Origin of the sequence: Hamadaea sp. NPDC050747 (assembly GCF_040654195.1) — a bacterium.
Taxonomy (GTDB): domain Bacteria; phylum Actinomycetota; class Actinomycetes; order Mycobacteriales; family Micromonosporaceae; genus Hamadaea.
On record NZ_JBFAHM010000006.1, the window covers coordinates 91659 to 116614 of the forward strand.

At 70.4% G+C, this 24956-nt stretch carries 18 protein-coding genes; 10 read left to right on the forward strand and 8 right to left on the reverse strand.

The features are described 5' to 3' along the window. Positions 1–18: 18 nt before the first annotated feature. Positions 19–810 (reverse strand): trans-aconitate 2-methyltransferase, encoded by a 792-nt coding sequence (locus tag AB0H43_RS15295; protein WP_359999960.1) that lies wholly within the window; start codon positions 808–810, stop codon positions 19–21. 195 nt (positions 811–1005) lie between these two features. Here AB0H43_RS15295 and AB0H43_RS15300 point away from each other — a divergent pair, with 195 nt between their 5' ends. From AB0H43_RS15300 to AB0H43_RS15310, 3 genes are all read left to right on the forward strand, one after another. Further along, complete coding sequence (locus AB0H43_RS15300) at positions 1006–2352, forward strand: ABC transporter substrate-binding protein (RefSeq protein ID WP_359999961.1); 1347 nt, start codon at positions 1006–1008, stop codon at positions 2350–2352. A gap of 117 nt (positions 2353–2469) precedes the next feature. After that, positions 2470–3456, forward strand: coding sequence for a sugar ABC transporter permease (locus tag AB0H43_RS15305; protein ID WP_359999962.1), 987 nt, complete (start codon positions 2470–2472; stop codon positions 3454–3456). Continuing rightward, a complete protein-coding gene (locus tag AB0H43_RS15310) occupies positions 3453–4424 on the forward strand; it encodes a carbohydrate ABC transporter permease (protein WP_359999963.1) in 972 nt (323 codons plus the stop codon). Before AB0H43_RS15305 ends, AB0H43_RS15310 begins: the two co-directional genes overlap by 4 nt. Positions 4425–4542: 118 nt before the next feature. Here AB0H43_RS15310 and glpK read toward each other — a convergent pair whose 3' ends face one another. Next, positions 4543–6027 (reverse strand): glycerol kinase GlpK, encoded by a 1485-nt coding sequence (gene glpK, locus AB0H43_RS15315; RefSeq protein WP_359999964.1) that lies wholly within the window; start codon positions 6025–6027, stop codon positions 4543–4545. 227 nt (positions 6028–6254) lie between these two features. On the opposite strand from glpK, the gene AB0H43_RS15320 reads away from it, so the two are divergent. The 4 genes from AB0H43_RS15320 to AB0H43_RS15335 are packed head-to-tail and all read left to right on the forward strand — an operon-like array spanning position 6255 to position 10667. After that, entirely contained in the window at positions 6255–6869 is a 615-nt protein-coding gene (locus tag AB0H43_RS15320) for a TetR family transcriptional regulator (RefSeq protein ID WP_359999965.1), read from the forward strand. Beyond that, on the forward strand, positions 6866–8131 hold the full coding sequence (locus AB0H43_RS15325; RefSeq protein WP_359999966.1) for an MFS transporter: 1266 nt from the start codon (positions 6866–6868) through the stop codon (positions 8129–8131). Before AB0H43_RS15320 ends, AB0H43_RS15325 begins: the two co-directional genes overlap by 4 nt. Next, positions 8128–9378 carry an amino acid deaminase/aldolase gene (locus tag AB0H43_RS15330; protein ID WP_359999967.1) on the forward strand — a complete coding sequence of 417 codons (1251 nt, stop codon included), beginning with the start codon at positions 8128–8130 and terminating at the stop codon, positions 9376–9378. Before AB0H43_RS15325 ends, AB0H43_RS15330 begins: the two co-directional genes overlap by 4 nt. Next, on the forward strand, positions 9375–10667 hold the full coding sequence (locus tag AB0H43_RS15335) for a D-arabinono-1,4-lactone oxidase (RefSeq protein WP_359999968.1): 1293 nt from the start codon (positions 9375–9377) through the stop codon (positions 10665–10667). The genes AB0H43_RS15330 and AB0H43_RS15335 overlap by 4 nt, the downstream gene beginning before the upstream one ends. A 120-nt stretch (positions 10668–10787) precedes the next feature. Here AB0H43_RS15335 and AB0H43_RS15340 read toward each other — a convergent pair whose 3' ends face one another. Continuing rightward, complete coding sequence (locus AB0H43_RS15340) at positions 10788–11366, reverse strand: CGNR zinc finger domain-containing protein (RefSeq protein ID WP_359999969.1); 579 nt, start codon at positions 11364–11366, stop codon at positions 10788–10790. A gap of 96 nt (positions 11367–11462) precedes the next feature. Between AB0H43_RS15340 and AB0H43_RS15345 the strand changes: the two genes are divergently transcribed. After that, complete coding sequence (locus AB0H43_RS15345) at positions 11463–14363, forward strand: FtsX-like permease family protein (protein ID WP_359999970.1); 2901 nt, start codon at positions 11463–11465, stop codon at positions 14361–14363. 124 nt (positions 14364–14487) lie between these two features. Next, on the forward strand, positions 14488–15963 hold the full coding sequence (locus AB0H43_RS15350) for an ATP-binding cassette domain-containing protein (protein ID WP_359999971.1): 1476 nt from the start codon (positions 14488–14490) through the stop codon (positions 15961–15963). Here the strand turns inward: AB0H43_RS15350 and AB0H43_RS15355 are convergent. Beyond that, the gene (locus AB0H43_RS15355; protein ID WP_359999972.1) at positions 15953–19297 is read right to left on the reverse strand and encodes a S8 family serine peptidase; all 3345 of its coding nucleotides are present in this window, start codon (positions 19295–19297) and stop codon (positions 15953–15955) included. The two genes, AB0H43_RS15350 and AB0H43_RS15355, sit on opposite strands and share 11 nt — an antisense overlap. Before the next feature lie 353 nt (positions 19298–19650). Here AB0H43_RS15355 and AB0H43_RS15360 point away from each other — a divergent pair, with 353 nt between their 5' ends. Then, positions 19651–21138 carry a GH1 family beta-glucosidase gene (locus AB0H43_RS15360; protein WP_359999973.1) on the forward strand — a complete coding sequence of 496 codons (1488 nt, stop codon included), beginning with the start codon at positions 19651–19653 and terminating at the stop codon, positions 21136–21138. 30 nt (positions 21139–21168) lie between these two features. On the opposite strand, the gene AB0H43_RS15365 is transcribed toward AB0H43_RS15360, so the two are convergent. The 4 genes from AB0H43_RS15365 to AB0H43_RS15380 are packed head-to-tail and all read right to left on the reverse strand — an operon-like array spanning position 21169 to position 24851. Next, complete coding sequence (locus AB0H43_RS15365; protein WP_359999974.1) at positions 21169–21753, reverse strand: ATP/GTP-binding protein; 585 nt, start codon at positions 21751–21753, stop codon at positions 21169–21171. Then, on the reverse strand, positions 21734–22102 hold the full coding sequence (locus tag AB0H43_RS15370; RefSeq protein WP_359999975.1) for a DUF742 domain-containing protein: 369 nt from the start codon (positions 22100–22102) through the stop codon (positions 21734–21736). The genes AB0H43_RS15365 and AB0H43_RS15370 overlap by 20 nt, the downstream gene beginning before the upstream one ends. Then, positions 22099–22500: a roadblock/LC7 domain-containing protein gene (locus AB0H43_RS15375; protein ID WP_359999976.1), complete on the reverse strand. Its 402-nt coding sequence runs from the start codon at positions 22498–22500 to the stop codon at positions 22099–22101. Before AB0H43_RS15375 ends, AB0H43_RS15370 begins: the two co-directional genes overlap by 4 nt. Further along, the gene (locus AB0H43_RS15380) at positions 22497–24851 is read right to left on the reverse strand and encodes a nitrate- and nitrite sensing domain-containing protein (RefSeq protein WP_359999977.1); all 2355 of its coding nucleotides are present in this window, start codon (positions 24849–24851) and stop codon (positions 22497–22499) included. Before AB0H43_RS15380 ends, AB0H43_RS15375 begins: the two co-directional genes overlap by 4 nt. Positions 24852–24956: the final 105 nt, after the last annotated feature.

Below are 24956 nucleotides of genomic sequence, written 5' to 3' on the forward strand. Positions count from 1 at the left end.
AGGCGCCGGCGATCGGGCTCAGGCCTTATGGGCCACCAGGAAGATCCGGCGGAACGGGAAGGCCACGACCTCCTGCCGCACCGGGTACGCCTTCGCGAGCCGGTCCTGCAACTGCTCCCGGAACCGGGCCCAGTCCGCCGGCCGATCGGCGAGCGACGCCTTGACCGGTCGCAGGGCTGTGCCCTCCATCCAGGCCAGCACCGGATGCGGCGCGTCGGGCCGGACCGGCAGCAGATGCAGGTACGTCGTCTCCCACGCGTCGACGTCGCAGCCCGCCGCCAGCAGGTCACCGGCGTACTCGGCGGGTTCCCACACCGCGCCGCCGTCGCGCAGGCCGTCGATCCGGCCGGCCCATTCCGGGCTGGCCGACAGCTCCCGGAGGAGCTGATGCGACGGCGCTTCGAAGTTGCCCGGCACCTGGAAGGCCAGCCACGTCCCCGTACGCACCGCCCCGGCCCACGAGCGCAGCAGGTCGCGATGGCCGGGCACCCATTGCAGAACGGCGTTGCCGACGATCAGGTCCACGTCCTCCGGCGGCCTCCAGGTGAGTACGTCGCCGACGGCGAAGGCGACCTTCCCCGAGCGCACCTCCGGCCGGGCCGCCGCCGACTCGATCATCTCGGCGGACGAGTCGAGACCCTCGATCCGGGCCTCCGGCCAGCGTTGCGACAAGGTCACGGTCAAGTTGCCAGGACCGCAGCCAAGGTCCACGATGTGCGCAGGTGCGTGACTCCCAACACGCGCCAGAAGATCATAAAATGGGCGAGATCGTTCGTCCCGGTACAACTGATACACCTGGGGGTCCCACATTGTGCACGCTCCCACGCAGCATGTAGAAAACCGTACGTCCGTCTTGTATAACGATAACCGAGGTCACGGCAGGCTCACGACTGGGTTTCCGAATCGTTACGAAGCCCGCTACGCCCCGGCTCTAGACGTAAACCGACGGTAAGGGATTGCATGATCCGATCAGGTCGTGCAAGAACCCAGCAGGGTGAGAAGGAGATGTCCATGGCATCAGCCAGGCGGCGTTCATTCGTGGCGCTCGTCGCGGCAGCCGGGCTCACGCTCGGCGGACTCGCGGCGTGCAGCTCCGGCGAGAAGTCCAGCGACAATCTGGACAAGCCGGAGTGCGCGGCATACAAGGACTACACAGGTATCGCTGGCAAGACCGTCAGCGTCTACACGTCGATCCGGGACGCCGAGGCCGATCTGCTCCAGCAGTCCTGGAAGCAGTGGGCCGACTGCACCGGCGTGAAGATCGACTACGAGGGCAACGGTGACTTCGAAGCCCAGCTCCAGGTACGCGTACAGGGCGGCAACGCGCCCGACATCGCGTTCATCCCGCAGCCCGGTCTGCTGGAGAAGCTCGCCAAGGCGGGCAACCTGAAGCCGGCCGCCGAGAAGACCCAGGCGATGGCCACGCAGAACTACTCGGCCGACTGGCTGAAGTACGCGACGGTCGACGGCAAGCTCTACGGCGCGCCGCTGGGCTCGAACGTGAAGTCGTTCGTCTGGTACTCGCCGAAGATGTTCAAGGACAAGGGCTGGACCATCCCCACCAGCTGGGACGAGCTGATCTCGCTGAGCGACAAGATCGCCGCCACCGGCATCAAGCCGTGGTGCGCGGGCATCGAGTCCGGCAGCGCGACCGGCTGGCCGGCCACCGACTGGATCGAGGACGTCCTCCTGCGTGACCAGGGCCCGGACGTCTACGACCAGTGGGTGTCGCACAGCATCCCGTTCAACGACCCGAAGATCGCCTCGGCGGTCGACAAGGTCGGCTCGATCCTGAAGAACGACAAGTACGTCAACGGCGGCCTCGGCGGCGTGAAGTCCATCGCGACCACGTCGTTCCAGGCCGGCGGCACGCCGATCACGCAGGGCAAGTGCGCGCTGCACCGGCAGGCGTCGTTCTACGCCAACCAGTGGCCGCAGGGCACCAAGGTGGCCGAGGACGGCGACGTGTTCGCGTTCTACTTCCCGGCGGTCGACCCGTCGAAGAAGCCGGTCCTGGGCGCGGGCGAGTTCACCGCGATCTTCGACGACCGGCCCGAGGTGCAGGCCTTCCAGACCTACCTGGCCAGCGCGGACCACGCGAACTCGCGGGCGAAGCTGGGCAACTGGGTCTCCGCCAACAAGGGCCTGGACATCGCGAACGTCGCCAACCCGATCGACAAGAAGTCGGTCGAGATCCTGAAGGACTCCTCGACGGTGTTCCGCTTCGACGGCTCGGACCTCATGCCGGCCGCGGTCGGCGCGGGCTCGTTCTGGAAGGGCATGACCGACTGGATCAACGGCAAGAGCACCAAGGACACGCTGGACTACATCGAGAACAGCTGGCCGAAGTGATCCTGGGGTCACGACGACCGTCGTGGCCGTGACGACATCGACACCAGCCGGAGCTCCGTCCACACCGGACGGGGCTCCGGCCGCCCACCGGCCCTGTGGGGCACACCGGGAGATCTGATGGATTTCAGCAACGAACCGCCCAAACTCTTAGAGCTGCTCTACGGCGTCATCGGCTTCCTTGCCGTGGTCGGCCTCCTGCTGTTCGTCCTCGACAAGCTGCCGATGCGCAAGGATCGCTGGGTCGCCCTGACCTTCCTGTTCCCCGCCGGCGTCCTGCTCACCATCGGCCTGATCATCCCGGCCATCCGCACCTTCATCCTCTCGTTCACCAAGCCGGACATCGCCCACCCCGGCAGCAACAAATTCGCCGGGTTCGAGAACTACATCTGGATGTTCACCGAACCCGAGTCCCGCCACACCCTGCTGAACACCCTGCTGTGGGTGCTGCTGGTCCCGACGGTGTCGACCGCGGTCGGCCTGATCTACTCCGTCCTGGTGGACCGCTCGCGTGGTGAGGCGTTCGCGAAGTCCCTGATCTTCATGCCGATGGCGATCTCATTCGTCGGGGCCGGCATCATCTGGAAGTTCATCTACGAGTACCGCCCGGAAGACGAGAAGCAGCTCGGCCTGCTCAACCAGATCGTGGTGTGGCTCGGCGGCACGCCGCAACAGTGGCTGCTCAAGGGTCCCTGGAACACGCTGTTCCTCATCGTCGTGCTGATCTGGATCCAGGCCGGCTTCGCGATGGTCGTCCTGTCCGCCGCGATCAAGGCGATCCCCGCCGAGATCGTCGAGGCGGCCCGCCTGGACGGCGTCACGGCCTGGCAGATGTTCTGGCGGGTCACCGTCCCCAGCATCCGGCCGGCCCTCATCGTCGTGCTCGTCACCATCACCATCGGCACGCTCAAGGTCTTCGACATCGTCCGCGCGATGACCGGCGGCAACTTCGGGACCAGCGTCCTGGCGTACGACATGTACAACTGGGCGTTCCCGTTCGACAACACCGGACGAGGTTCGACGCTGGCCGTCTTCCTCTTCCTGCTCGTCACGCCGATCGTGATCTACCAGATCCGCAACCTCCGCCAGCAGAGGGAGATCCGATGACCGTCGTACCGCCTGCCGTCGTCAGCGGCGAGACCGAGGTCGCGCCGGGCGATCAGGGCGGCGTGGCCAAGCGCGTCGGCAAGAAGCTGACCAGCCGCACCGCCACCGTCGTCTCGATCGTCATCGCCCTGCTCTGGACGGTCCCCACCTTCGGCCTGTTCATCTCCTCGTTCCGGCCGGAGAACGACATCAAGGGCAACGGCTGGTGGAACTTCTTCACCAGCCCCAGCTTCACCCTGGAGAACTACCAGGAGGTGCTGTTCGGCACGTCCAACGTCAACGGGCGGCTGGCCAGCTACTTCATCAACTCCATCGTGATCACCATTCCGTCGGTGCTGTTCCCGGTGTTCTTCTGCAGCCTCGCGGCGTACGCGCTGGCGTGGCTGAACTTCAAGGGCCGGGACTGGATCTACATCGGCATCTTCGCGTTGCAGATCGTGCCGCTGCAGATGGCGCTCGTCCCGCTGCTCAGCTTCTTCAGCAAGGGCGTCAGCCTCGCCGGCATCCAGCTCCTGCCCGCGTGGGACCTCCAGGGGCCGGACAAGTTCATCCAGGTCTGGTTCGCCCACACCTGCTTCGCCCTGCCGCTCGGCATCTTCCTGCTGCACAACTTCATGGCCGAGCTGCCGCGCGACCTGATCGAGGCGGCCAAGGTGGACGGGGCCAGCCACCCGAAGATCTTCCGCAGCGTGGTGCTGCCGCTGATCGTCCCGGCGCTGGCCAGTTTCGCGATCTTCCAGTTCCTCTGGGTGTGGAACGACCTGCTCGTGGCGCTCATCTTCGCCGGCGGCAACCAGCGCACCGCACCGCTGACCGTACGCCTCGCCGAGATGGCCGGTACGCGAGGCAACGAATGGCAGCGCCTCACTTCGGGCGCGTTCATCTCGATCGTGGTCCCGCTGATCGTCTTCCTGTCGTTGCAGCGCTACTTCGTCCGCGGCCTGCTCGCGGGCTCCGTCAAGGGCTGACCAAGATCATTGCGTCAGCCATGCTGCATAAACGGACATTTCGACGCCCGAAACAGCATGGCTGGCGCAATGATCACGCGAACGGCGAGTGGCGCAATGATCACGCGAACGGCGAGCGCTAGACCCACGCGAGGGTACGCTGCACCGCTTTACGCCACTGGGCCAGCTCCTTGTCGCGTACCCCTGAGGTCATAGCCGGCGTCCAGCGAGCCGAGACCGTCCACTGTGCCCGGAGTGTCGCGAGGTCGGGCCAGTAGCCCACCGCGAGCCCGGCGCCGTACGCCGCGCCCAGGCTGGTCGTCTCCGCGACCGCGGGCCGGACGACCTCGACGTCGAGCACGTCGGACTGGAACTGCATGAGCAGGTTGTTGGCGGTCATGCCGCCGTCCACCCGCAGTTGCGATAGGCCGCTGCCCTGCCAGTCCTGGAGCATCGCGTCGACGACCTCGCGGGTCTGCCACGCGGTCGCCTCGAGCACGGCGCGGGCGATGTGGCCCTTGGTGACGTAGCCGGTGAGCCCGGCGAGGACTCCGCGCGCGTCCGAGCGCCAGTGCGGTGCGAAAAGGCCCGCGAAGGCCGGGACCAGATAGCATCCGCCGTTGTCGGGCACGCTGGCCGCCAGCGCCTCGATCTCGTCGGCCGAGCGGATCAGGCCGAGGTTGTCGCGCAGCCACTGCACGAGCGAGCCGGTGACCGCGATCGAACCTTCGAGCGCGTACGCGGCCGGACCTGTTCCGATCTGATAGCCGACCGTCGTGAGCAGCCCGTGGGTCGAGGCGACCGGCCGGGTGCCGGTGTTGAGCAGCAGGAAGCTGCCGGTGCCGTAGGTGCACTTGGCCTCGCCGGGCGAGAAACAAGTCTGCCCGAACAGCGCCGCCTGCTGATCGCCCAGCGCCGCCGCCACCGGTACGCCCGCCAGCTCGCCCCGGGCCTCGCCGTAGACCTCCACGGACGGGCGGATCTCGGGCAGCATCGCGCGCGGGATGCCCATCGCCTTGACGATGTCCTCGTCCCAGTCGAGCGTCGCGAGGTTCATCAGCAACGTGCGGCTCGCGTTGGTGACGTCGGTCAGGTGGCGGCCGCCCTTCGGCCCGCCGGTCAAATTCCAGATCAGCCAGGAGTCGACCGTGCCGAACAGCACCTCCCCCGCTTCGGCGCGCGCCCGCAACCCGGGCACGTGATCGAGCAGCCAGCGCAGCTTCGGTCCGGCGAAATAGGTCGCCAGCGGCAGACCGGTCTGGGCCCGGAAGACCTCGGGCTCGCCGAACTCCCGCAACAACGAGTCGGTACGCGTGTCCTGCCAGACGATCGCGTTGTGCACCGGACGGCCGGTCTGCTTGTCCCAGACGATCGTCGTCTCACGCTGGTTGGTGATCCCGACGGCGTCGAGATCCGACCGGGTGAGCCCGGCGCGGTCCAGCGCCCCGCTGACCACTCGGCGCACGTTGGCCCAGATCTCCTCCGGATCGTGCTCCACCCAGCCCGGCTGCGGGAAGATCTGCTCGTGCTCGTGCTGGTCGACGGCGACGACCTGGCCCTCGGCGTCGAAGACGATGCACCGGGAGGAGGTCGTGCCCTGATCGATGGCTGCGACATACCGCACGCGATGAGGTTAATGCCTCACTCCCACTCCCCGCTGGGTCAGGGTTGTCGCCTTCCGCTGGATCAGGGTTCTCGGTCGGATCTCTCCCCAAGATTCGACCGGGAACCCTGATCCAGCGCCGACCCGGACGGGCAGCCGGGAAGCGGGCCATTGCCAGTGAGCGTGACGCGTGCCATAGTTCTAGGTCACACGACTGGGTCACCTGACCCACTACCGAAGGCGAGCGCATGGCCAGGATGGCGGTGACCGAGCGGCGTGCCGCGCTGATCCAGGCGGCGCTGCGGGTGATCGCCGCCGACGGGGTGGCCGCCGCGACCACCCGGGCGATCACCGCCGAGGCGGGCATGTCGCTGGCCAGCTTCCACTACGCCTTCCGGTCGCGGGACGAGCTGATCGCCGAGCTGATCCCGTACGTCGTGGAGCATGAGAGCCTGGCCGCGGAGCAGACCCTGGCCCCCGGGCACGACCTCCATACGACCGTAAAGAACGCGATGGAGGCATTCGTAGAGCTGGTCGCCGCCGATCCGGCGCGGGAGCAGGCGATGTTCGAACTCTCCCTCTACGCGCTGCGTACGGAGGACCTGCACGAGGCCGCGAAGGCCCAGTACGCGAGCTACTACAAGGCGGCCGAGGCCCTCGTCGAGGCGGCCGCCCAGCTAACCGGGCGTACTTGGAGCCGCCCGGCGAGCGAGATCGCCCGGATCGTCGTCACCCTGACCGACGGGCTCACCCTCGGCTGGCTGGTCCACCGCGACCGCACGGCCACCCAGCCCATCATCGACTTCGCCGCGGACGCGATCGCCGCGCTCGCGGACCCCCTCGACACCCCGGAGCCGGCATGAGCGAGACGCTCGCCGCAAGACCCGCTGTCTTCATCGAACCCGCCAAGCCGGTCACCGGCCGCTGGGTCGGCCTGTTCGGACTCGCCTGGCTGGGCATCTGGATGGCCCAGCTGACTCCCGTCCAACTGTTGCTGCCCGAGCAGGTCGAGGCGCAACGCCCGGCCTCCGACTGGGTCGGCAGCGTCATGGCGTTCGGCGTCATCTCCGGCGTCGCCGGGTTGTTCGCGCTGGTCGCGTACCCGTTGACCGGGGCGCTGTCGGATCGCACGACGTCGCGCTTCGGCCGTCGCCGTCCGTGGATCGCCGTCGGCACGCTGCTGTTCGCGCTGTCGCTCGTCGTGCTGGGCGCCCAGACCGGGGTGGTCGCGGTCGGCGTCTGGTGGACGCTCGCGCTCATCGGCTTCTGCGTGCTCACCGCCGCGCTGACCGCCACGATCTCCGATCAGGTCCCGGTCGGCCAGCGCGGGTTCGTCTCCGGCTGGATCTCCGCGCCGCAGGCCATCGGCACCATCCTCGGTCTGCTGCTGGTCACGACCATCTTCACGGGCCGGCTCCGCGGCTACACGACCGTCGCCGTCCTGCTCGTCGCGCTGGTCCTTCCCTTCCTGATGCGTACGCCGGACGCAGCGCTCCGCCAGAGCGACCGGCCGCCGTTCAGCCTGCGTGGTCTGCTCGCCGGTTTCTGGGTGTCACCGAAGGAGCATCCTGATTTCGGCTGGACCCTCCTGAGCCGGATCCTGGTGAACCTGGGCAACGCGTTCGGCACCACGCTGCTGCTGTACTTCCTGAAGTACCACGTGCACGCGGCCGACCCGGACGGCTCGCTGCTGCTCCTCTCGGTGATCTACATGTTCTTCGTGATCGCCGCGTCGCTCTACCTCGGCCGGTTGTCCGACCGCCTGGGCCGCCGCAAGATCTTCGTGATCACGGCGTCGGCCAGCCAGGCCCTGGCCGCCATCCTGCTGGCGGTCTTCCCGAACCTGACCGTCGCCACCGTGGGGGCCGGTCTGCTGGGGCTCGGCTACGGCTGTTTCCTGTCCGTCGACCAGGCCCTGGCGACGCAGGTGCTGCCCGACCCGGCCACCCATGGCAAGGACCTCGGCATCATGAACATCGCGACGACCGTGCCGCAGGCGGTCGCCCCGCTGGTCGGCGCGGCGATCGTCGCGTACGCGGGCGGGTTCGGGGTGCTCTACCTCATCGCCGGGCTCACCTCGCTCGTCGGCGCCCTCTGCGTCGCACCCGTGAAAGGCGTCAAATGATCGACCTGTCGTTGCCCGCAGCGCATCTCCCCGTCAATTGGGAGGAGATGGACAAGGCGACCGCCGACCTGGACCCTCCGTTCGGGACTGTCCACCTGGGAGCGCTGCGGCACAACGCACAGGACATGGTGCGCCGCGCTGGGCGTACCCCTATTCGTGTGGCGAGCAAGAGCATCCGCAGCCGCGAGCTCATCGCGGGCCTGCTGGCCCTGCCGGGCTATCGGGGTGTGCTGGCCTACACGCTGGCGGAGGCGATGTGGCTGGCCGCCGGCCGGGGAGCCGCTTGGGCGAGCCGCGAGGAGTGCAGTCCAGTCGACGACGTGGTGGTGGGCTATCCCACCGCGGACCGCGCGGCGCTCACGGAGCTGGCGCTGTCGCCGGAGCTGGCGACGCGCGTGACCTTGATGGTCGACTCGGTGGAGCAGCTGGACTTCATCGACTCCGTCGTGCCGCACCGCGAACCGCTCCGGGTGTGCATCGAGCTCGATTCGTCCTACCGGTCCCGCCTGCTGGGGCACGTCGGCGTGTGGCGGTCGCCCGTCCGGCAGGCGCCCGAGGCGGCCGCCCTGGCCCGGGAGATCGTCCGGCGGCCGGGCTTCACCCTGGTCGGGATGATGGGGTACGAGGCGCAGATCGCCGGGCTCGGCAACGCGCCGCGCGGCAAGCCGCTCATGGGCCGGATTCTCCGGACCGTCCAGAAGCGATCGATGGCGGAGCTGATCGAGCGACGGACCGCCGCGGTGGCCGCCGTGCGCGAGCTGGCCGAGCTGGAGTTCGTCAACGGCGGCGGCACCGGCAGTCTGGAGGCGACCGCGGCCGATCCGTCGGTCACCGAGGTCACCGCCGGCTCGGGGCTGCTCGGGCCGCATCTGTTCGACAACTACGCGCACTTCACCCCGGCCCCGGCCGCGGCGTTCGCCCTGAGCGTCGTACGCCGTCCGGCGCCGGACCGGGTGACCCTGCTCGGCGGCGGCTGGATCGCGTCCGGCCCGCCGGGACCAGACCGGCTGCCCCAGCTCGTCTGGCCCGCCGGATTGTCCTACGTCGCCCGGGAGGCGGCCGGCGAGGTGCAGACGCCCGTCGTCGGAGCGGCCGCTCGGTCGCTGCGGGTCGGCGACCGGGTCTGGCTCCGTCACACGAAGGCGGGCGAGGTGTGCGAGCACGTCGATGAGCTGTACATCGTGGACGGTTCGGCGGTCGTGGGTTCGGTGCCGACGTATCGCGGCGAGGGAAAGGTGTTCCTGTGACTTGGCACAACTGGGGTCGCTCCGAGTCCGCCAACCCCGTACGCGTCGTCACCCCGGCGTCGCCGGACGAGGTGGCCGCCGCGATCACCGACGCCCGCCGCGACGGGCTGACGGTCAAGCCGATCGGCGCCGGGCACAGCTTCACCGGCATCGCCGTCGCCGACGGGGTGCAGCTGAACCTGTCCCGCCTCAGCGGCCTGCTCGCAGTGGACGCCGAGCTTCAGCAGGTCACCCTGGCCGCCGGTACGCACCTGCACGAGGTTCCAGCGCTGCTGGCGCCGTACGGGCTGGCCATGCAGAACCTCGGCGACATCGACGCGCAGACGATCGCCGGGGCCACCTCGACCGGTACGCACGGCACCGGAGCGGCCTTCGGCGGGCTCGCGACCCAGATCGTGGCGGTCACCCTCGTCACCGCGACGGGCGAGATCCTGCGGATCGACTCCTCGCACGAACTGTTCGACGCCGCCCGACTGGGGCTCGGCGCCCTCGGCGTACTCGTCGACATCACGGTGCAGTGCGTACCGGCGTTCAAACTCGCGGCGGTGGAGCGGCCCGAGCCGCTGGCGGGCGTACTGGAGTCCTTTCTGGAGCGTACGGCCGCGCCCGATCACTTCGAGTTCTACTGGTTCCCGCATACGACGACGGCGCTGACGAAGACGAACACCCGCCTGCCGGTTTCTTCGGAGAGCGCGCCGCTGGGCGGGTTCCAGCGGTGGGTGGACGACGAGTTCATGTCGAACACGGTCTTCTCCTGGGTCTGCGGCCTCGGTCGTGCCTTCCCCGGGGCGATTCCCTCGATCAACCGGCTGGCCTCGCACCTGACCGGCGACCGTACCTTCACCGACGTCTCGACCTCCGTCTTCACCACCGTCCGCCGCGTGCGCTTCCGCGAGATGGAGTACGCCCTCCCCGTCGAGGCGGTCCCGCTCGCCGTCCGGGAGATCGAGGAGCTGATCTCCCGCAAGAACTGGCGGATCTCCTTCCCCCTCGAAGTACGCGTCGCCGCGCCCGACGACATCTGGTTGTCGACCGCGCATGGGCGCCGCACCGGCTACATCGCGGTCCACCGCTACTTCAAGGAAGACCACCACGAGTACTTCCGCGCGGTCGAGGAGATCTTCCGCGCCCACGCCGGACGGCCGCACTGGGGGAAGATCCACTACCGGGAGGCGGCCGACTTCGCCTCGCTGTATCCCCGGTTCGGCGAGTTCGTCGCGGCCCGGGAAAAGCTCGACCCCGACCGGGTGTTCGCCAACGCGTATCTCTCCCGCGTCCTCGGCCCCTGACTCGCCCGCCGCTGTGGGCGCCCTCGCTCCCCGCGGTGCAGCCGAGGGCGCTGGATCAGGGATCTCGGTCGAATCATGGGCCATGATTCGACCCGGATCCCTGATCCAGCGCCTAAACGGTCAGGCGGACGGACGATGGGAAGCCGCGTGCCGGGCGACCTTGGCCCGGTTGCCACACACCGCCATGACGCACCACCGCCGCCGACCACGCGGGTCGCGGAACAGCCAGCCGCAGCCGGCTCCGGCGCAGGCGCGTACTTCGGTGCTTCCCGGCGACGCGAGCAGTCCGGCGGCCTGATGGACGATCGCCCGCAACGGGCGTTCCGCGTCGTCGCCGTAATCCCACTCGGCGGTGGTCTCGCCGGTGGGTCGCAGGCCGGGGGCGTACTCGCGGGCGTATCGCGACAGGAGTGACCAGTCCGGGTCGCCGCCGGTCAGCGCGAGGTAGTACGCCCGGCGGAACTCCAGGACGCGGCGCAGCACGCGCTCGCCTTCCGCCGCTCCGGCGCGGGCCAGGTCGGGCAGGAGCCCGGCATGGCGCGCCCACACCGCGACATGCTCGTAGCTGTGCAGGTATTCGTGGGACTCCACGCCGGTCACGCCGTAGTCGGCCCAGGCCGCGCGGGTGTTGCAGATTTCGAGCGCCACGTCTCCGGCGACGATGGCGGGCATCCGCAGACCGTCGACCATGACAGGCATTGCTCTACCCCTTAGTCAACCACTAACCTCTGAACCGTACTCTACCGGTTAGCTCTCCAGCAGGAGAAGGCCGGCGGCTCCCCTTGAGGAGAAGGTGTGCGGGCGATCCTCTCACTGGCCCTGGCCCGGCTCTACCGGGGGCCGACCCGGTGGCTGCTCATCGTGGCCGGCGTGGCCGTGGCGACGCTGCTGCCGATGTCCGCCGCCGCCACCGCCGCCTCGACCTCGACGAAGGCGCTGGCACACGGGCTGGCCGCACTGCCACCCGGTGAGCAGAGCCTGATCGTGTCCTACCCGAACCTCGCGATGGAGCCGGACCGGCTGACCGGCATGGACACCCAGGTACGCACCCAGCTGGCCAAGCTGACCCGGCATCCGGCCCGGGCGCAGATGCTGTTCCGGGAGATGGGCGACACCGCCGGGGGCTCGTTCTTCCTGGGCGCCGCCGACGATCTCGCCTCCGGTGTCGAGGTGACCAGTGGTCGCCTGCCCGCCGAGTGCACGCCGCAGCACTGCGAGGTCATCCTCATCGGACAGACGCCGCCGAAGATGCCGGACGGGCTCGGCGTCGAGATCGTCGGGACTGGCGTACGCACCGATCCGCTGCTGCTGACCGGCACGTTCGAGCCGAAGCGCGACATTCCGCTGCTGCTCGCCGACGGGGTGGCGAAGGCGAGCGCGATCGGCGCGCTGACCGCCTTCCAACGGCAGTACGGGTGGGTCGCCCCCCTCGACGTCGAGCGCGCCTCGGCCGACGTGCCGGCATACCTCGACGCCAGCCGCCAGGCCGGGGACGATCTGTCCCGGTACAGCGTCGGCCTGCACCTGACCGCCCCCGACGAGGTGCTGAGCGGCGAGCACGACCGCGCCCAGCGCAGCACCCGCCGATTCGACCTGCTCAGTGGGGCCGCGACCGCCTTGCTGGTCGGCTTCGCCGTCATCGGCGCGATCGGCGCGCGCCGGGATCATCGGGCGGTCGTCGCCCTCGTACGCCGCCGCGGCGCACCGGCCCGCCGCCTGTTCACGTTGACGGCGGTCACCGCGGTCATCCCCGTCCTCGTCGGGACCGTCCTCGGCGTCCTGCTGGGACTCGCCGTCTTCGGCACGACCGCATTGTCCGGCACCGCGGTGGCGCAGATCTCGGTCACGACGGTGCTGGCCGCGGTGCTGCTCGGAGCCGCGCTCAGCTGGGCGCCGGAGCATCCGTGGCGGGCGGTCGACGCCGTCGTGGTGGCCGGGATCGTGATCGCGGCGGTGGCCCTCGCCCGCGGTGCGGTCACCGTGCAGGCCATCGGCCAGCGCACCGATCCGTTGCTGGTCGCCTTGCCGATCATCGCCATCGTCTGCGGGGGCCTCCTGGCCGGGCGCCTGTTCCCACTGGTCGCGCCGTTGGGCGTACGCGTCGCCCGCCGGTTGCCGGGCGCGGCCGGGTTGCCGGTACGCCTGGGCCTGTCTGGTGCCGTACGCCGCCCGCTGCGCGCAGTGGCGACGGTGGCCTTCCTCGCCGCCGCGACGGGGATCGTCCTGTTCGCGGGCGGCTACCGGGCGACGCTGGAGCAGGGGGCGGTCGATCAGGCGACCTTCGCCGTGCCGCTCGACGTGAGCGTCCGGTCGGGGCAGAACCTGCGCCGTCCACTCGACGTGGCCGACGAGACCGACTACACCCAGCTGGCTCCGGGCGTGCTCACCGCCAGGGTGGTACGCGCAACCGCCGGCATCCGGGTCAACGCGGCCGAGACGAAGGCGGCCGAAGTCGTCGGCGTGACCCCCGACGCGCTCGCGCGCATCCCCGCCTGGGACCGGGTGACCGGGGGCGACGACGCCGCCCACTCCGCCCAGCTCCTCACGGCCGCTCCGCCGGTCCGGGGCTGGACGGTGCCGGCCGGGACCAAGAACCTGACCTTCGATACGCAGGGTCCGCTGGACAACCTGAAGATCACGGCCTGGCTCCGTGACGCCGGGGGCCGTGACTTCGCCGTCGAGCTGACCCGATCGGGGCGGCAGCTGTCCGGCGACCTCGCGAAGGCGACGACCACCGAGGCGAAGCTGTTCGCCCTGAACATCGCCGAGACCGCCGACTACGGCCAGCGGCGCCAGCACCACACCGGCGAGGGCGGCCTCGACGTCCCGGTCCTGTCCGGCCACTTGACCGTCCGCGGACTCGGCAACACCTTCGAGACCGATTACGAGCTGGCCACCGGCCGGATGGTCGCGCTGATCGGGGCGACGCCGGAGACCGAGCTGCCGGTGATCGTCGACCCCGTCACCGCCACCGCCGCGAGCGGCGGCAGGCTTCAGTTCAGCGTCCAGGGCTCGGCCCCGGTGACCGGGCGGATCGTCCAGGTGCTGCCGCGGTTCCCCGCCACCGGCGAACGGTTCGTCGTGGCCGACGTCCGGGCGCTTGCCGACGCGCTGGACGCCCGGGAGCCGGGCACCGGCTCGGTGAGCGAACTCTGGCTGTCCTCCTCGGACCCGAACGCGTTGCGCCAGAACCTCGCGAAGTCCCCCTACGACCAGCTCTTGGTGCGGTCCCGCGCGCAGGTCGAGGATCAGCTCGCCACCGATCCGCTCGCGGTCGGCGCGGCGAGTCTGCTGTGGACCGGAGCCCTCGTCGCGCTCGGCGTGGCCGCCGTCGCCCTGGTGCTGCTGGTGATCGCCGAACGCCGGGACGACGCGGCCGAGCTGTACGCCTGGGAAAGCGACGGCCTGACCCCGGGTGCGCTGCGCGGATTGTTGTTCGCCCGCGCCACCGCCGTCGTCGCGGTCGCCGTGCCCTGCGGCGTACTCCTGGGTCTGCTCCTGACCCGGCTGACCACCGCGCTGGTGCTCGTGACGGCGGTCGGCTCGGCGCCGCGCCCGCCGCTCGCCCTGGCGGCCTCGCCGCTGCAGCTCGCGGCGGTGCTCGGCGCGGGCGTCGGCCTCGGCCTGCTGTGCGCCGGGCTGGTGGCCTGGCGATCCTTCCGCACTCCCCTGCCCGTCCGCCCGGAGGCGCTGTGATGCCGCGGGTTCTCCGATCCCGCTGGATCAGGGATCTCGGCCGAATCTTCCGCCATGATTCGACCGAGATCCCTGATCCAGCGCGCACCACGGCCCACCAGTCGACCCGCCCGGAGGAATCGCCGTGAGCCCAGTCATTCGCGCCGACGATCTGTTCTGCCTGCACCGCGTGCCCGGCAACGGGTTCGTCGCAGCATTGCGCGGCCTCACCCTGGAGCTGGCCCCGGGCGAACGCCTGCTGGTGCACGGCCCGAACGGATCCGGTAAGACGACGCTGCTCCGGGTGCTCGCGGGGGAGATCGCCCCGAGCGCGGGCACGGTCACCGTGGGCGGTGTCGATCTGGTGGGCGCGCCGCAGGCGGAGACCGCTCGCCTGCGCTCACGCGTCCTCGGCCTGGTGGACCAGCAGAAGACCCTCATCCCCGAACTGTCCGTCGTGGACAACATCGCCTTGCAGAGCCGGGTGGGAACGCGCAAGGCCGACAAGCCCCGGGACACCGCCCTCAAGCTGCTGGCGACGCTCGGCCTCACCGACCTCGCGCACCGGTCCCCCGGCTCGCTGTCCGGCGGCGAGGCCCAGCGGGTCGCCGTCTGTGCCGCCGTGGCCCACTCCCCGAGCCTCGTGCTCGCCGACGAGCCGACCGGCGAGCTGGACCGGGCGTCGGCCGACTTGATCTACGACCTGCTCGTCGCGGCCACCGCCGCGGTCGGTGCGTCGCTGCTCGTGGTCAGCCACGACGTCCGCGCGGCGCGGATCGCCGACCGGGTGGTCCGGATCCGCGACGGGCGGCTGTCCGAGGAATGGCGTCCCGGCCAGCCGGAGGATCTGGTCGTCGACGACCGCGGCTGGGTGCGGCTCCCGCTCGCGCTTCATCGGGTACGCCCAGAGCAGCGGCCGGACGGCTTGCTACTTCGTCCCACCACCCTGGTCGAGGCGGAGCGACCGGCGCAGGCGGCGACCCCGCCGCACCCGCCGGGAGACGTCGTCGCGTCGCTGTCGGAGGTGACGCTGGCCCGGGACGGCCGGTCGATCCTCTCCGGGCTCTCGTTCGACGTCCGGGCGAGCGCTTGGACCATCCTCAAGGGACGGTCAGGCTCCGGGAAGACCACGCTGCTGCGGCTGCTGGCCGGGTTGGAACGGCCCGACTCCGGCCGGGTCGTCGTCCAGGGCACCGATCTGGCCGGCCTCGACCGGACTCAGCTGGCCCGGTTCCGGCGTACCTGGCTGGGCGTCGCCGGGCAACGGGCGGCCCTCGTGGAGACGCTGGACGCCGTGGCCAACCTCCACGTCGCGCGGGAGGCCCGGGGACTGCCGGAGCATCCGGAGCTGATCGGGCAGCTGATCGCCCGGCTCGGGCTGACCGGCGTACGCCACCGGCCGGTGGAGACGCTCTCGGGCGGAGAGCGCCAGCGGGTCGCCGTCGCCCGGGCGCTGGCCGCCGAGCCGTCGATCGCCGTCTTCGACGAGCCGACGTCACAGCAGGACGAGGCGCACGCCGAACTGGTCGCGTCGACCCTCCGGGCGGCGGCGCGGGCCGGGGCGGCGATCGTCGTCGCCACCCACGACCCGCTCCTCCTTCAGGCCGCCACTACTTCTTGACCTGGTACGCCCCCAGGATCGTCTGCTCGACGACCACTCCGGTCGCGTCGCCGCCCTGGGCACGCAGTGAGATCGTGCTGCCCGCCCGCTGCGGCACGAACGCGTACCAGGTGGGGCCGGCCGGGACCACGAGCACGGGCTTCCAGGTCTTGCCGCCGTCGGTGGAGTAGTCCACCTTCAGCTTGCGCAGCGGGGCCGCGCCGGAGTTCGGCTGACCCGCCACGGTGATCGGCACCATCGCGACCAGCGCGGGCGACGCCAGTCCGGTCGCGTCGACCTCTGGGCCGAAGCTCACCGAGGTGACCGGCACCGGCGCGAACCCGGCTTCGGGGTCGCCGTCGACATGCTTCGACCGGAAGGTCCAGCTCGCCGTCACCTTGGTGGAGAACCGCGCGTCCCGGGTCAGCTCGCTGACGACCCGGTAGGTCGCGGCCTCCGGCGGCACCTCGACGTCGAGGTAGGTGTCGTCCGCCTCGGCGATCTTCACCCCGTCGCGGTAGAGCGTCGTCCGCACCGAGGAGTACGCCGAGTAGCCCGGATGACCGGCCCCGTCGCCGAGCAGCGGCGGGCTCACGATCAGCTCGTCGCCGAGCCGGCCGATGCTCGGGAACCGGCCGTCGCCGCCGAAGGCCGGCCCGAAGACGGGAGCGTTCCACGACTCGGCGGTGGTGCGACCGGGCTTGAGGACGCGCCGTGCCCCGATGAGGGTGGCCCACTGCCCGCCGGTCTCGTCCGACCAGTCCTGTTCCTGGTACTCCTCCTGCCAGGCGGCGTCGCCACCGTAGTACTGCGTGCGCTGCAGCGGCGTCCGGAACGAGATCCCCATCGCCCAACTGCCCGCGAGTGGATCGTCCACGGGCGTCGGATGGCTGAAGGCGACCGATTCCAGGCCCGTCGTGTGCTGGTGGTAGGTGGTCTTGACGACGGCCAGGTCTCGCTTGGTCAGCTCCTTGTCGACGCCGGTCGGGAAGGTCTTCGGATAGAACCAGGCCAGGTTGTACATGCTCGGCGCGTTGAACAGGGTTCCGTCGGGTCCCGGCGGTGCCCAGGCCGAGACGACCGAACTGGACAGTCCCTGCACCGGCGACGATCCGATCAGGCCGCTGTAGATCTTGCCGAGGCCTTCGTCGCCGATCAGGCCGAAGCCGGCCGTGCTCCCGTTCGGGAAGAGGTACTCGGCGTCGAGGATGGTGCCGACGTTGATCGCCGCCGGATCGGGCACCTTGGTCCGCACCGGCCGAGCCGTACGCGTGTCGAGGACGACCTTGCCGGGCGCGTCCACGACCAGCTCGGGCCGGATCAGCATGGTGGTCGACGGCTCGTCGAGGTCGTCCAGCCAGCTGTTCACGAAGTACCGGCCCTTGGGCAGGCGCAGCGTCTCCGAGCCGCCGCCGAACAGCACGTACTGGCCCATGCCGCCGTCGGACAGGATCGTGAGGTGGGTGTCGTTCGGCGTGCCGTCGCGGGAGACGTGTTCGAAGGTGACGTCGTAGCTTTCGATCTCCTTCTCCACGCCGTAGGGCACGCTCACGCTCACCCCGGACGCGGTACCGACGAGCTGGCCGGAGTAGAAGCCGTCCGGCACGTCGGCACGGGTGTCGGCGGTCAGCGTGACCGACGCCGATCCGGCAGCGGGCACCGTCACCGTCGGCGCGCTCAGCGAGAACAACGAACCCGCCTCACCCGGCCCGGTCGTGTGCAACGCGAGGCTCAAGGTCACCTCGGACGCGCCACTGTTGTGGAATGTGACCGTCTTGGCCACCGGACTGTCGTCGCCGTGCGGCCACGACGCCAACCCGAAACTGACACTCGGCGCGTCAGCGGTGATCGTCTGCCCGATCGCCCGGGCCACGTCCACCCGGCCCGCACCCTGCCCGAACGCGGCGACGCCGTCCAGCGGCTTGGCCGACGCCATCAACGTCGCCTTCAGCTGTGCGGGTGTCCACTGCGGATGCTGCTGCACCAGCAGCGCCGCCGAACCCACGGTGTGCGGTGTGGCCATCGAGGTGCCCGACAACGTCGCGTACGGCTCTCCCGGTGTGCAGAGGAAGCCGATCGAGCTGCACGCGGCGACGATGTCGACGCCGGGTGCGGAGATCTCCGGCTTGACCGCCGCGTCGCCGACCCGTGGTCCCCGGCTGGAGAAGCTCGCCAGTTCGTCGGTCTTCGAGGTGGCCGCCACCGCCAACGCGGCGTCCGCGCTGGCCGGTGAGCCGACCGTCCGATCGCCGAACTCTCCGTCGTTGCCCGCGGCGATGACGAACAGTACGCCGTACTGGGCGGTCAGGTCGTCGACCGCCTGCTCCAGCGGATCGACGTCGGGGGTGTCCGGGCCGCCCAGGCTCAGGTTCACCACGTCGGCGCCCTGCTCGGCCGCCCACTGCATCCCGGCGAGGATCCAGGACTCGGCGCAGCCTCCTTCGACGCACACCTTGCCGTTGAGCAGCTTCGCATCGGGGGCCACACCCCTGTACCGGCCGCCCGAGGCCGCGCCGCTGCCGGCGATCGTCGACGCGACGTGGGTGCCGTGGCCGACGTGATCGCGGTCGTCCTCATCCGGATAGTCGGCGGCGGCGAAGTTCTGCCGGGCGATCACCTTCCCGGCCAGATCCGGGTGGGTGTCGTCGACGCCGGTGTCCAGGACGGCCACCTTCACGCCCGCCCCGGTGTAACCCGCCTGCCAGACGGTGGGCGCGCCGATCAGCGGAACGCTGACGTCCAGGGTCGGCTTGCGTACGCCGTCCAGCCACACCTTCGCCGTGGCTAGTGGCTGGGCAGCGAGCCGGCGGTCGACCCCGGTCAGCCCCTTCCACAGCTTGCCGAGGCTGCGCTTGTCGGCCTTCCCGGCCGACCCGTGGACCGCGGTGAGCGTACGGGTCAGCTTCAGACCGGTGTCGGCCGGCGGGGCCGACTTCGCGGCCACAATCACCGGCAGATCGCCCCGGCGCTCGTCGTAACCGAACTGGATGAGCGCGGTGACGTCGAACAGCCGCGAGTCCAGCCGGCCCGCGGCCAGCATCGGCCGGGCATCGGACGGAATGACGTGCAGATGTCCTTTCGATCGGTAGCTGGCGAACGTGATGTGATCGCGGCCGGCTCCTCGCAGAATGCTGATCCGACCCGAATCGGCGACTCGCAGGACGTCGCCGGTGATCAGCGTGACGGTGTGAGCCCGGCCGTCAGGAGTGGCACGGATGCCCCCGTCGGTCGTGGCGGTCGGGTTTGCACTGACCGGTCCGGACGGCACGGCCGCGGCGGGTACGCCGCCGACCAGCACCGCCAGCGCGAAGGCGGCCGCCAGAACGCGGCCCCCTTCTCGTCGGTTTCGAAGCATGACCTCCCCTATCCGTGAAATGGCATCCATGAGTTCATGGATGCCTCAATCCGGAAGACGCCACTCCCCGAGCTTGCGTTGCACGCGGAACGGGCCAATTTCGGCTGCGTCCTAGTCGACCCGCGTTACGGCCAAGTGCCTGAAATATTCAAATGTGGTTGCGGGTCTTCCACTGGCCGAGTCATCCGAGATACAGTCCTTCGCAATAGCGTGGGAACGCTCCCACGGTCGGCGGCAAAGACTGGATCGCAGCGCAATGCGGCGGCCCGGTCGCAGATAAGGCGACGCCCGGCCGAACGTGGGAGCGTTCCCACATACACTACGTCCAAGGTCCATAACTGAAGGAGTCGACCATGCCGGTGCTCACCCGCCGGAGGCTGCTGGAAGGGGCCGCGGCGTCGGCCTACAGCGCGGCGGTCACCACGGCCCGCACGACCGGCGCGGCGGCAGCCGCAGCGGCCGTAGGCACAACCGTGGCCGCCTGCGACGACAGCCCCGGGCAGCCCATCCCCGAACCCACCCTCGGGCTGAGCTTCCCCACCGGATTCGTGTGGGGCGCCGCGACGTCGGCGTACCAGATCGAGGGAGCCGCCGCCGAGGACGGCCGCACCCCGTCGGTCTGGGACACGTTCAGCCACACGCCCGGCAAGGTACGCAACGGAGACACCGGTGACGTGGCCGCCGACCATTACCACCGGTTCGCCGCCGACCTCGACCTGATGAAGTCCATCGGACTGTCCTCCTACCGCTTCTCCATCGCGTGGCCGCGGGTGATCCGGGACGGGAAGGGCCCGATCAATCAGCAAGGCCTGGACTTCTACAAGCGCCTCGTCGACGGGCTCCACGAACGCGGCATCACGCCGATGGCGACCCTCTACCACTGGGACACCCCGCAGGCGCTGCAGGACGCGGGCGGCTGGGAGAACCGGGACACCGCCTACCGCTTCGCGGAGTACGCCGCCGCCGTTACCGAGGCGCTCGGCGAGGCCGTGCCGACCTGGCTGACGCTCAACGAGCCGAAGACGGTCGTGCAGAACGGCTACCTCAACGGCGGGCACGCGCCCGGCTTCCGCGACCCGGCGAAGGCGTACGTGGTGGCGCACCACCTGATGCTGGCGCACGGCCTGGCGGTGGAAGCCGCGCGCCCGCACATCGGCGGTGGCCGGATCGGCCCGGCGCTGAACCTGCACCCGTGCTACCCCGCCGACGACAGCCCCGAGGCGGCCGAGCAGACGCACCTCATGGACGGCTACGAGAACCGGCTCTACCTCGATCCGGTCTTCCGCGGCGAGTACCCCCGCGACACGCTCGAGTCCATCGCCGAGTTCAGCCCGATGGCGCAGTACATCAAGGACGGTGACCTGAAGATCATCTCGGCGCCGGTCGACGTGCTGGCGGTGCAGTACTACACGCCGATCTACGTCACCTCGTCCGGCGGCACCATCCAGAAGCACCCGCTGACCGAGGCGTTCTGGCAGCAGATCTACCCCCGCGGGCTGACCGACATCCTCGTCCGGGTCAAGAAGGACTACGGCGACGTGCCGCTGACCATCACCGAGAACGGCCTGCCCACCCCGGACCAGGTCGGCGAGGACGGCAAGGTGGACGACGCCGGCCGGATCGCGTTCCTGCGCGACCACTTCGCCGCCGCGCACGCCGCCATCGCCCAGGGCGTCCGCCTGGAGAGCTACCACGTGTGGTCCTTCATGGACAACTTCGAGTGGCAGGAGGGCTACGAGCAGCGCTGGGGCCTGGTCTACGTGGACTACCCGACGCAGCGCCGGATCCCCAAGCGCAGCGCCCTGTGGTACTCCGACATCATCCACGCCAACAAGGTCTGACCGCCACGCCGTTCGGGACAGGAGCCTCGGTCACTTGGTGGCCGAGGCTCCGCCCGTTCGCAGGATGTATTCCAGCAGCGTGATCAGCACTTCCTTGACCGACTCGCGTTCCCGGGCGTCGCAGAGCACCACCGGGACGTGCTGCTCGAGGTCCAACGCCGTCCGCACCTGCGTCGAGGTGTGCGTACGCACGCCGTCGAAGCAGTTGACCGCGACCATGAACGGCGTGCCCCGGCGCTCGAAGTAGTCGATGACGTTGAAGCTGTCGGCCAGCCGCCGGGTGTCGGCCATCACGACCGCGCCGAGGCTGCCCGAGGCCAGTTCGTCCCACAGGAACATGAAGCGGTCCTGACCAGGCGTGCCGAACAGGTACAGCACCAGGTGCGGGGCGATCGTGATGCGGCCGAAGTCCATCGCGACCGTCGTGGTCCGCTTGGCCTCGACGCCGTTGATGTCGTCGGTGGCCTCGCCGGCGCTCGTGAGCACCTCTTCGGTACGCAGCGGGCTGATCTCGCTGACCGAGGACACCAGCGTCGTCTTGCCGACCCCGAAACCGCCCGCGATGAGGATCTTCAGTGCCTGCGGCACCGCCCGCTCAGATCGCCCGGAGGCCATGGATCACCGCCTGGAGCAGTTGCTCGGTCGGACCGTCGGGAGTGGACGGCGGGTCGTAGCGCTCGATCAGGCCCTCCGCGTGCAGATCGGCCAGCAGCACCCGGACCACCCCGAGTGGCAGGTCGACCACCGCCGCCACCTCGACCACCGCGCACGGCCGAGCGGCGGCGGCCAGGATGGCCCGCTGCTCGGGTGTCTGCCCGCCGGCCGGGTCGTCGACGGTCGCCACGACGTGCGCGATGAGATCGAACCCGGCCGGGTCCACTCGCCCACCGGTGATCGCGTAGGGACGGACGACCGGACCGGCCTCTTCGTCGAGCCAGTCGGACTCCCAGTCCTCCGCCTTCACCGCGCTCCAGTCGCCAGGTGCTCGCCCACCCGGGTGACCATCAGTTCGGCCTCGTACGCCAGCAGCCCGAGATCGGTGTCCGCCCCGGTCAGCACGGCCAGACACGTCCGGTTGCCGGCGTCGGCGATGAGCAGGTACGCCGTGTCGAATTCGACCACAGTGGACCGGACCGCACCGCCTTCGAACCGGCGCCCGGCGCCGCGGGCCAGGCTGGCCAGTCCGGCGGAGGCCGCGGCCAGGTGATCCGCCTCGTCGGCGGTGAACTTCGCGTCGCGGCCGAGCACGAGACCGTCGACCGACAGCAGGACCGCGTGCCGGGCGGCGGGCACCTTGCCGACGAGGTCGTCGAGCAGCCACCCGAGTCCGCTCGGCGCGGCGGTGTCGCTGGTGGACGTCATGGCTGGGCCTTCCCCTCGTCGCGCACGGGCTGATCGCCCTCGACCGAATCGGTTTCCGGCGGCGTGGCCGCCGGGCTCGACGGACCATTATCACCCGCCGGGACAGACCCGGAACTGTCGGTTTCTCCACCGTCCGAAAGCGACTCCGGTTGGGTCGCCTGATCGGCCGGCGCGTCCAGCGAGGCCCGGCCGGACGCGGTGCCTCGCTGGAATGCCGCCAGGTTGGCCCGCACCCGCTGGGGCGTACGCTCGCTGACCGGGCTCGCCGCCTCCGGCGCCGGCGACGCCGGCGGTTCGGCCGGCACCTGGCGCGACCGGCGGGGCAGACCGCCCACGTCGACCGACCCGGCCGTCTGCGTGACCGGCTCCGGCCGGGCGGAGACCTCGGCCTGGACCGGGATCTTGGCCCCCGAAGGGCGCTTCGGCAGATCCGTCACCGGGGTGGGCTTGGCGGCCGGCTTCGGCACCGTCGCGATGAGCGAATTCGGGATCAGCGCCTCGGCGCAGACGCCGCCGTGGCTCGACCGGGTCAGCGCGACGGTGATCCCGTGCCGGGCCGCCAGCCGGGCCACCACCATCAAGCCCAGCCGGGCGCTGTTGGCCGGATCGAAGTCCGGCGGGACGGCCAGACGGGCGTTCGCCTCGGCCAGCGCCTCCTCGGTCATGCCCAGGCCCCGGTCGGCGACGCGGACGAGCAGACCGTCCGGCCCCTTCTCGGCACTGACGTGGACGCGGGTCTGCGGCGGGGAGAACGAGGTCCCGTTCTCCACCAGCTCGGCCAGCAGGTGGATGATGTCGCCGACGGCCCGCCCGGCGATCGCCACGTCGGGGATCTTCTCGACGACCACCCGGACGTACTCCTCGATCTCGCTGACCGAGCCGCGGATGACGTCGACCGCCGCCACCGGATGCCGCCAGCCCCGGCCCGGGGCGCCCCCGGCGAGGATCACGAGGTCCTCGGCGTGCCGCCGCATCCGGGTCGACAGATGATCGAGCCGGAACAGGTCCTCCAGCTCCTGCGGGTCGCGGGCGCGCCGCTCCATCCGGTCCAGCAGGCTCAGCTGCCGGTGCAACAGGGTCTGACTGCGGCGGGCGACGTTGAGGAAGACCTCGTTCAGCCCGTGCCGCAGGACCGCCTCGTCGACCGCCGACCGCACCGCCGTGCGGCGTACCTCGGCGAAGGCTCGGCCGACCTCGCCGATCTCGTCGTGCCCGAAGCTCAGCTCGGCCTCGGCCACCTCGACCCGCTCGCCCTTGCGCAGGCGGGCGACGACCGCGGGCAGCTCGACCTCGGCCAGGTCCGTGGCGGTGTCGCGGAGGCGCAGCAGCCGCCCGGCGACCGAGCGCGAGACCCGCAGGCCCACCCACAGCGCCAGGGCGACCGAGATCAACCCGGCCAGCCCGGTCGCGACGATCCGGGTGTACGCGGTCGACACGGCCGCCTCCGACCGCTCCGCGGGCGCGGCCGCCGCCTGCTCCTCGAACGAGCGCAGCGCCTTGAGCACCGCATTCGTCGCCGTACGCCAGTTGGCGGCGTTGATCGGCAGCGGATTGTTCGGCTGGCCCCGGCTGAGGAAGGCCTCCTCCATGACGGCGAGCTGCACGAACGCGTCCCCGCGGACCATCTCCTGATAGCGGGCGCGGTCGGCGTCGGGCAGCTCCCCCACGGCGTCGGCGAACAGCTGGCGCTGGGCGCCGATGGCCCCGGCGATCTGGGTGACGTCGTTCATCGCCGGCTTGCCCACCGCGAAGACCGCGCTGACCAGCGCGTCTTCCTGGGCCACGAGTTCCCGGGCCCGGCTGAGCCCGATGAGCGTCCGGGACAGCTGGGACAGCTGGGGGTCCTGCACCTCCGCCAGCGGCACGAACAGCCGATACGCCGCGTCGATGATCTTCGTGTACGCCGTCATCGCGGCGGCGCGCAGATCCGCGCTGCGGCCCGCGCCGCCCGCGTCGGCCGCGCTGCGGGCGGACTGGAGCTGATCCAGCTCGCCGGTGAACTCGGTCAGCCGCCGTTTGATCAGGTCGTCGGCGCGGTCGGAGACGTCCTCGCTCGCCGACTGCTGCCGGAACTCCCGGACCGCCGTGTCGGTGGCGTCCCGTTGGGCCGTGATCTCGGTGGAGGTGCCGGGCTGGGCGAGCCAGACCACGGTCAGCCGGCGCTCGGTCTGCAGCTCGGCGACGACCTGGGCGGCCGGCCCGCCGACGTGGCGGGCGAAGAGGCCGGCGTCGGCCAGATTGCGGGCCGGTCCGACGGTCAGCGCCGTGGCCAGCAGCCACAACCCGAGCAGCGCCACCAGGGGGATGATGACCAGGGCCGCCATCTTCGCCCGGATCGACCGTCTCTTCAACACCTCAAGCCTCCGGCGGAGCAAATCAGCACGCCGGACATGGCATCACAGGTGGGGCCGCTTGTCCACTACGTCCGTCTCTTGTAGACAATCAAGCCCGGCCGG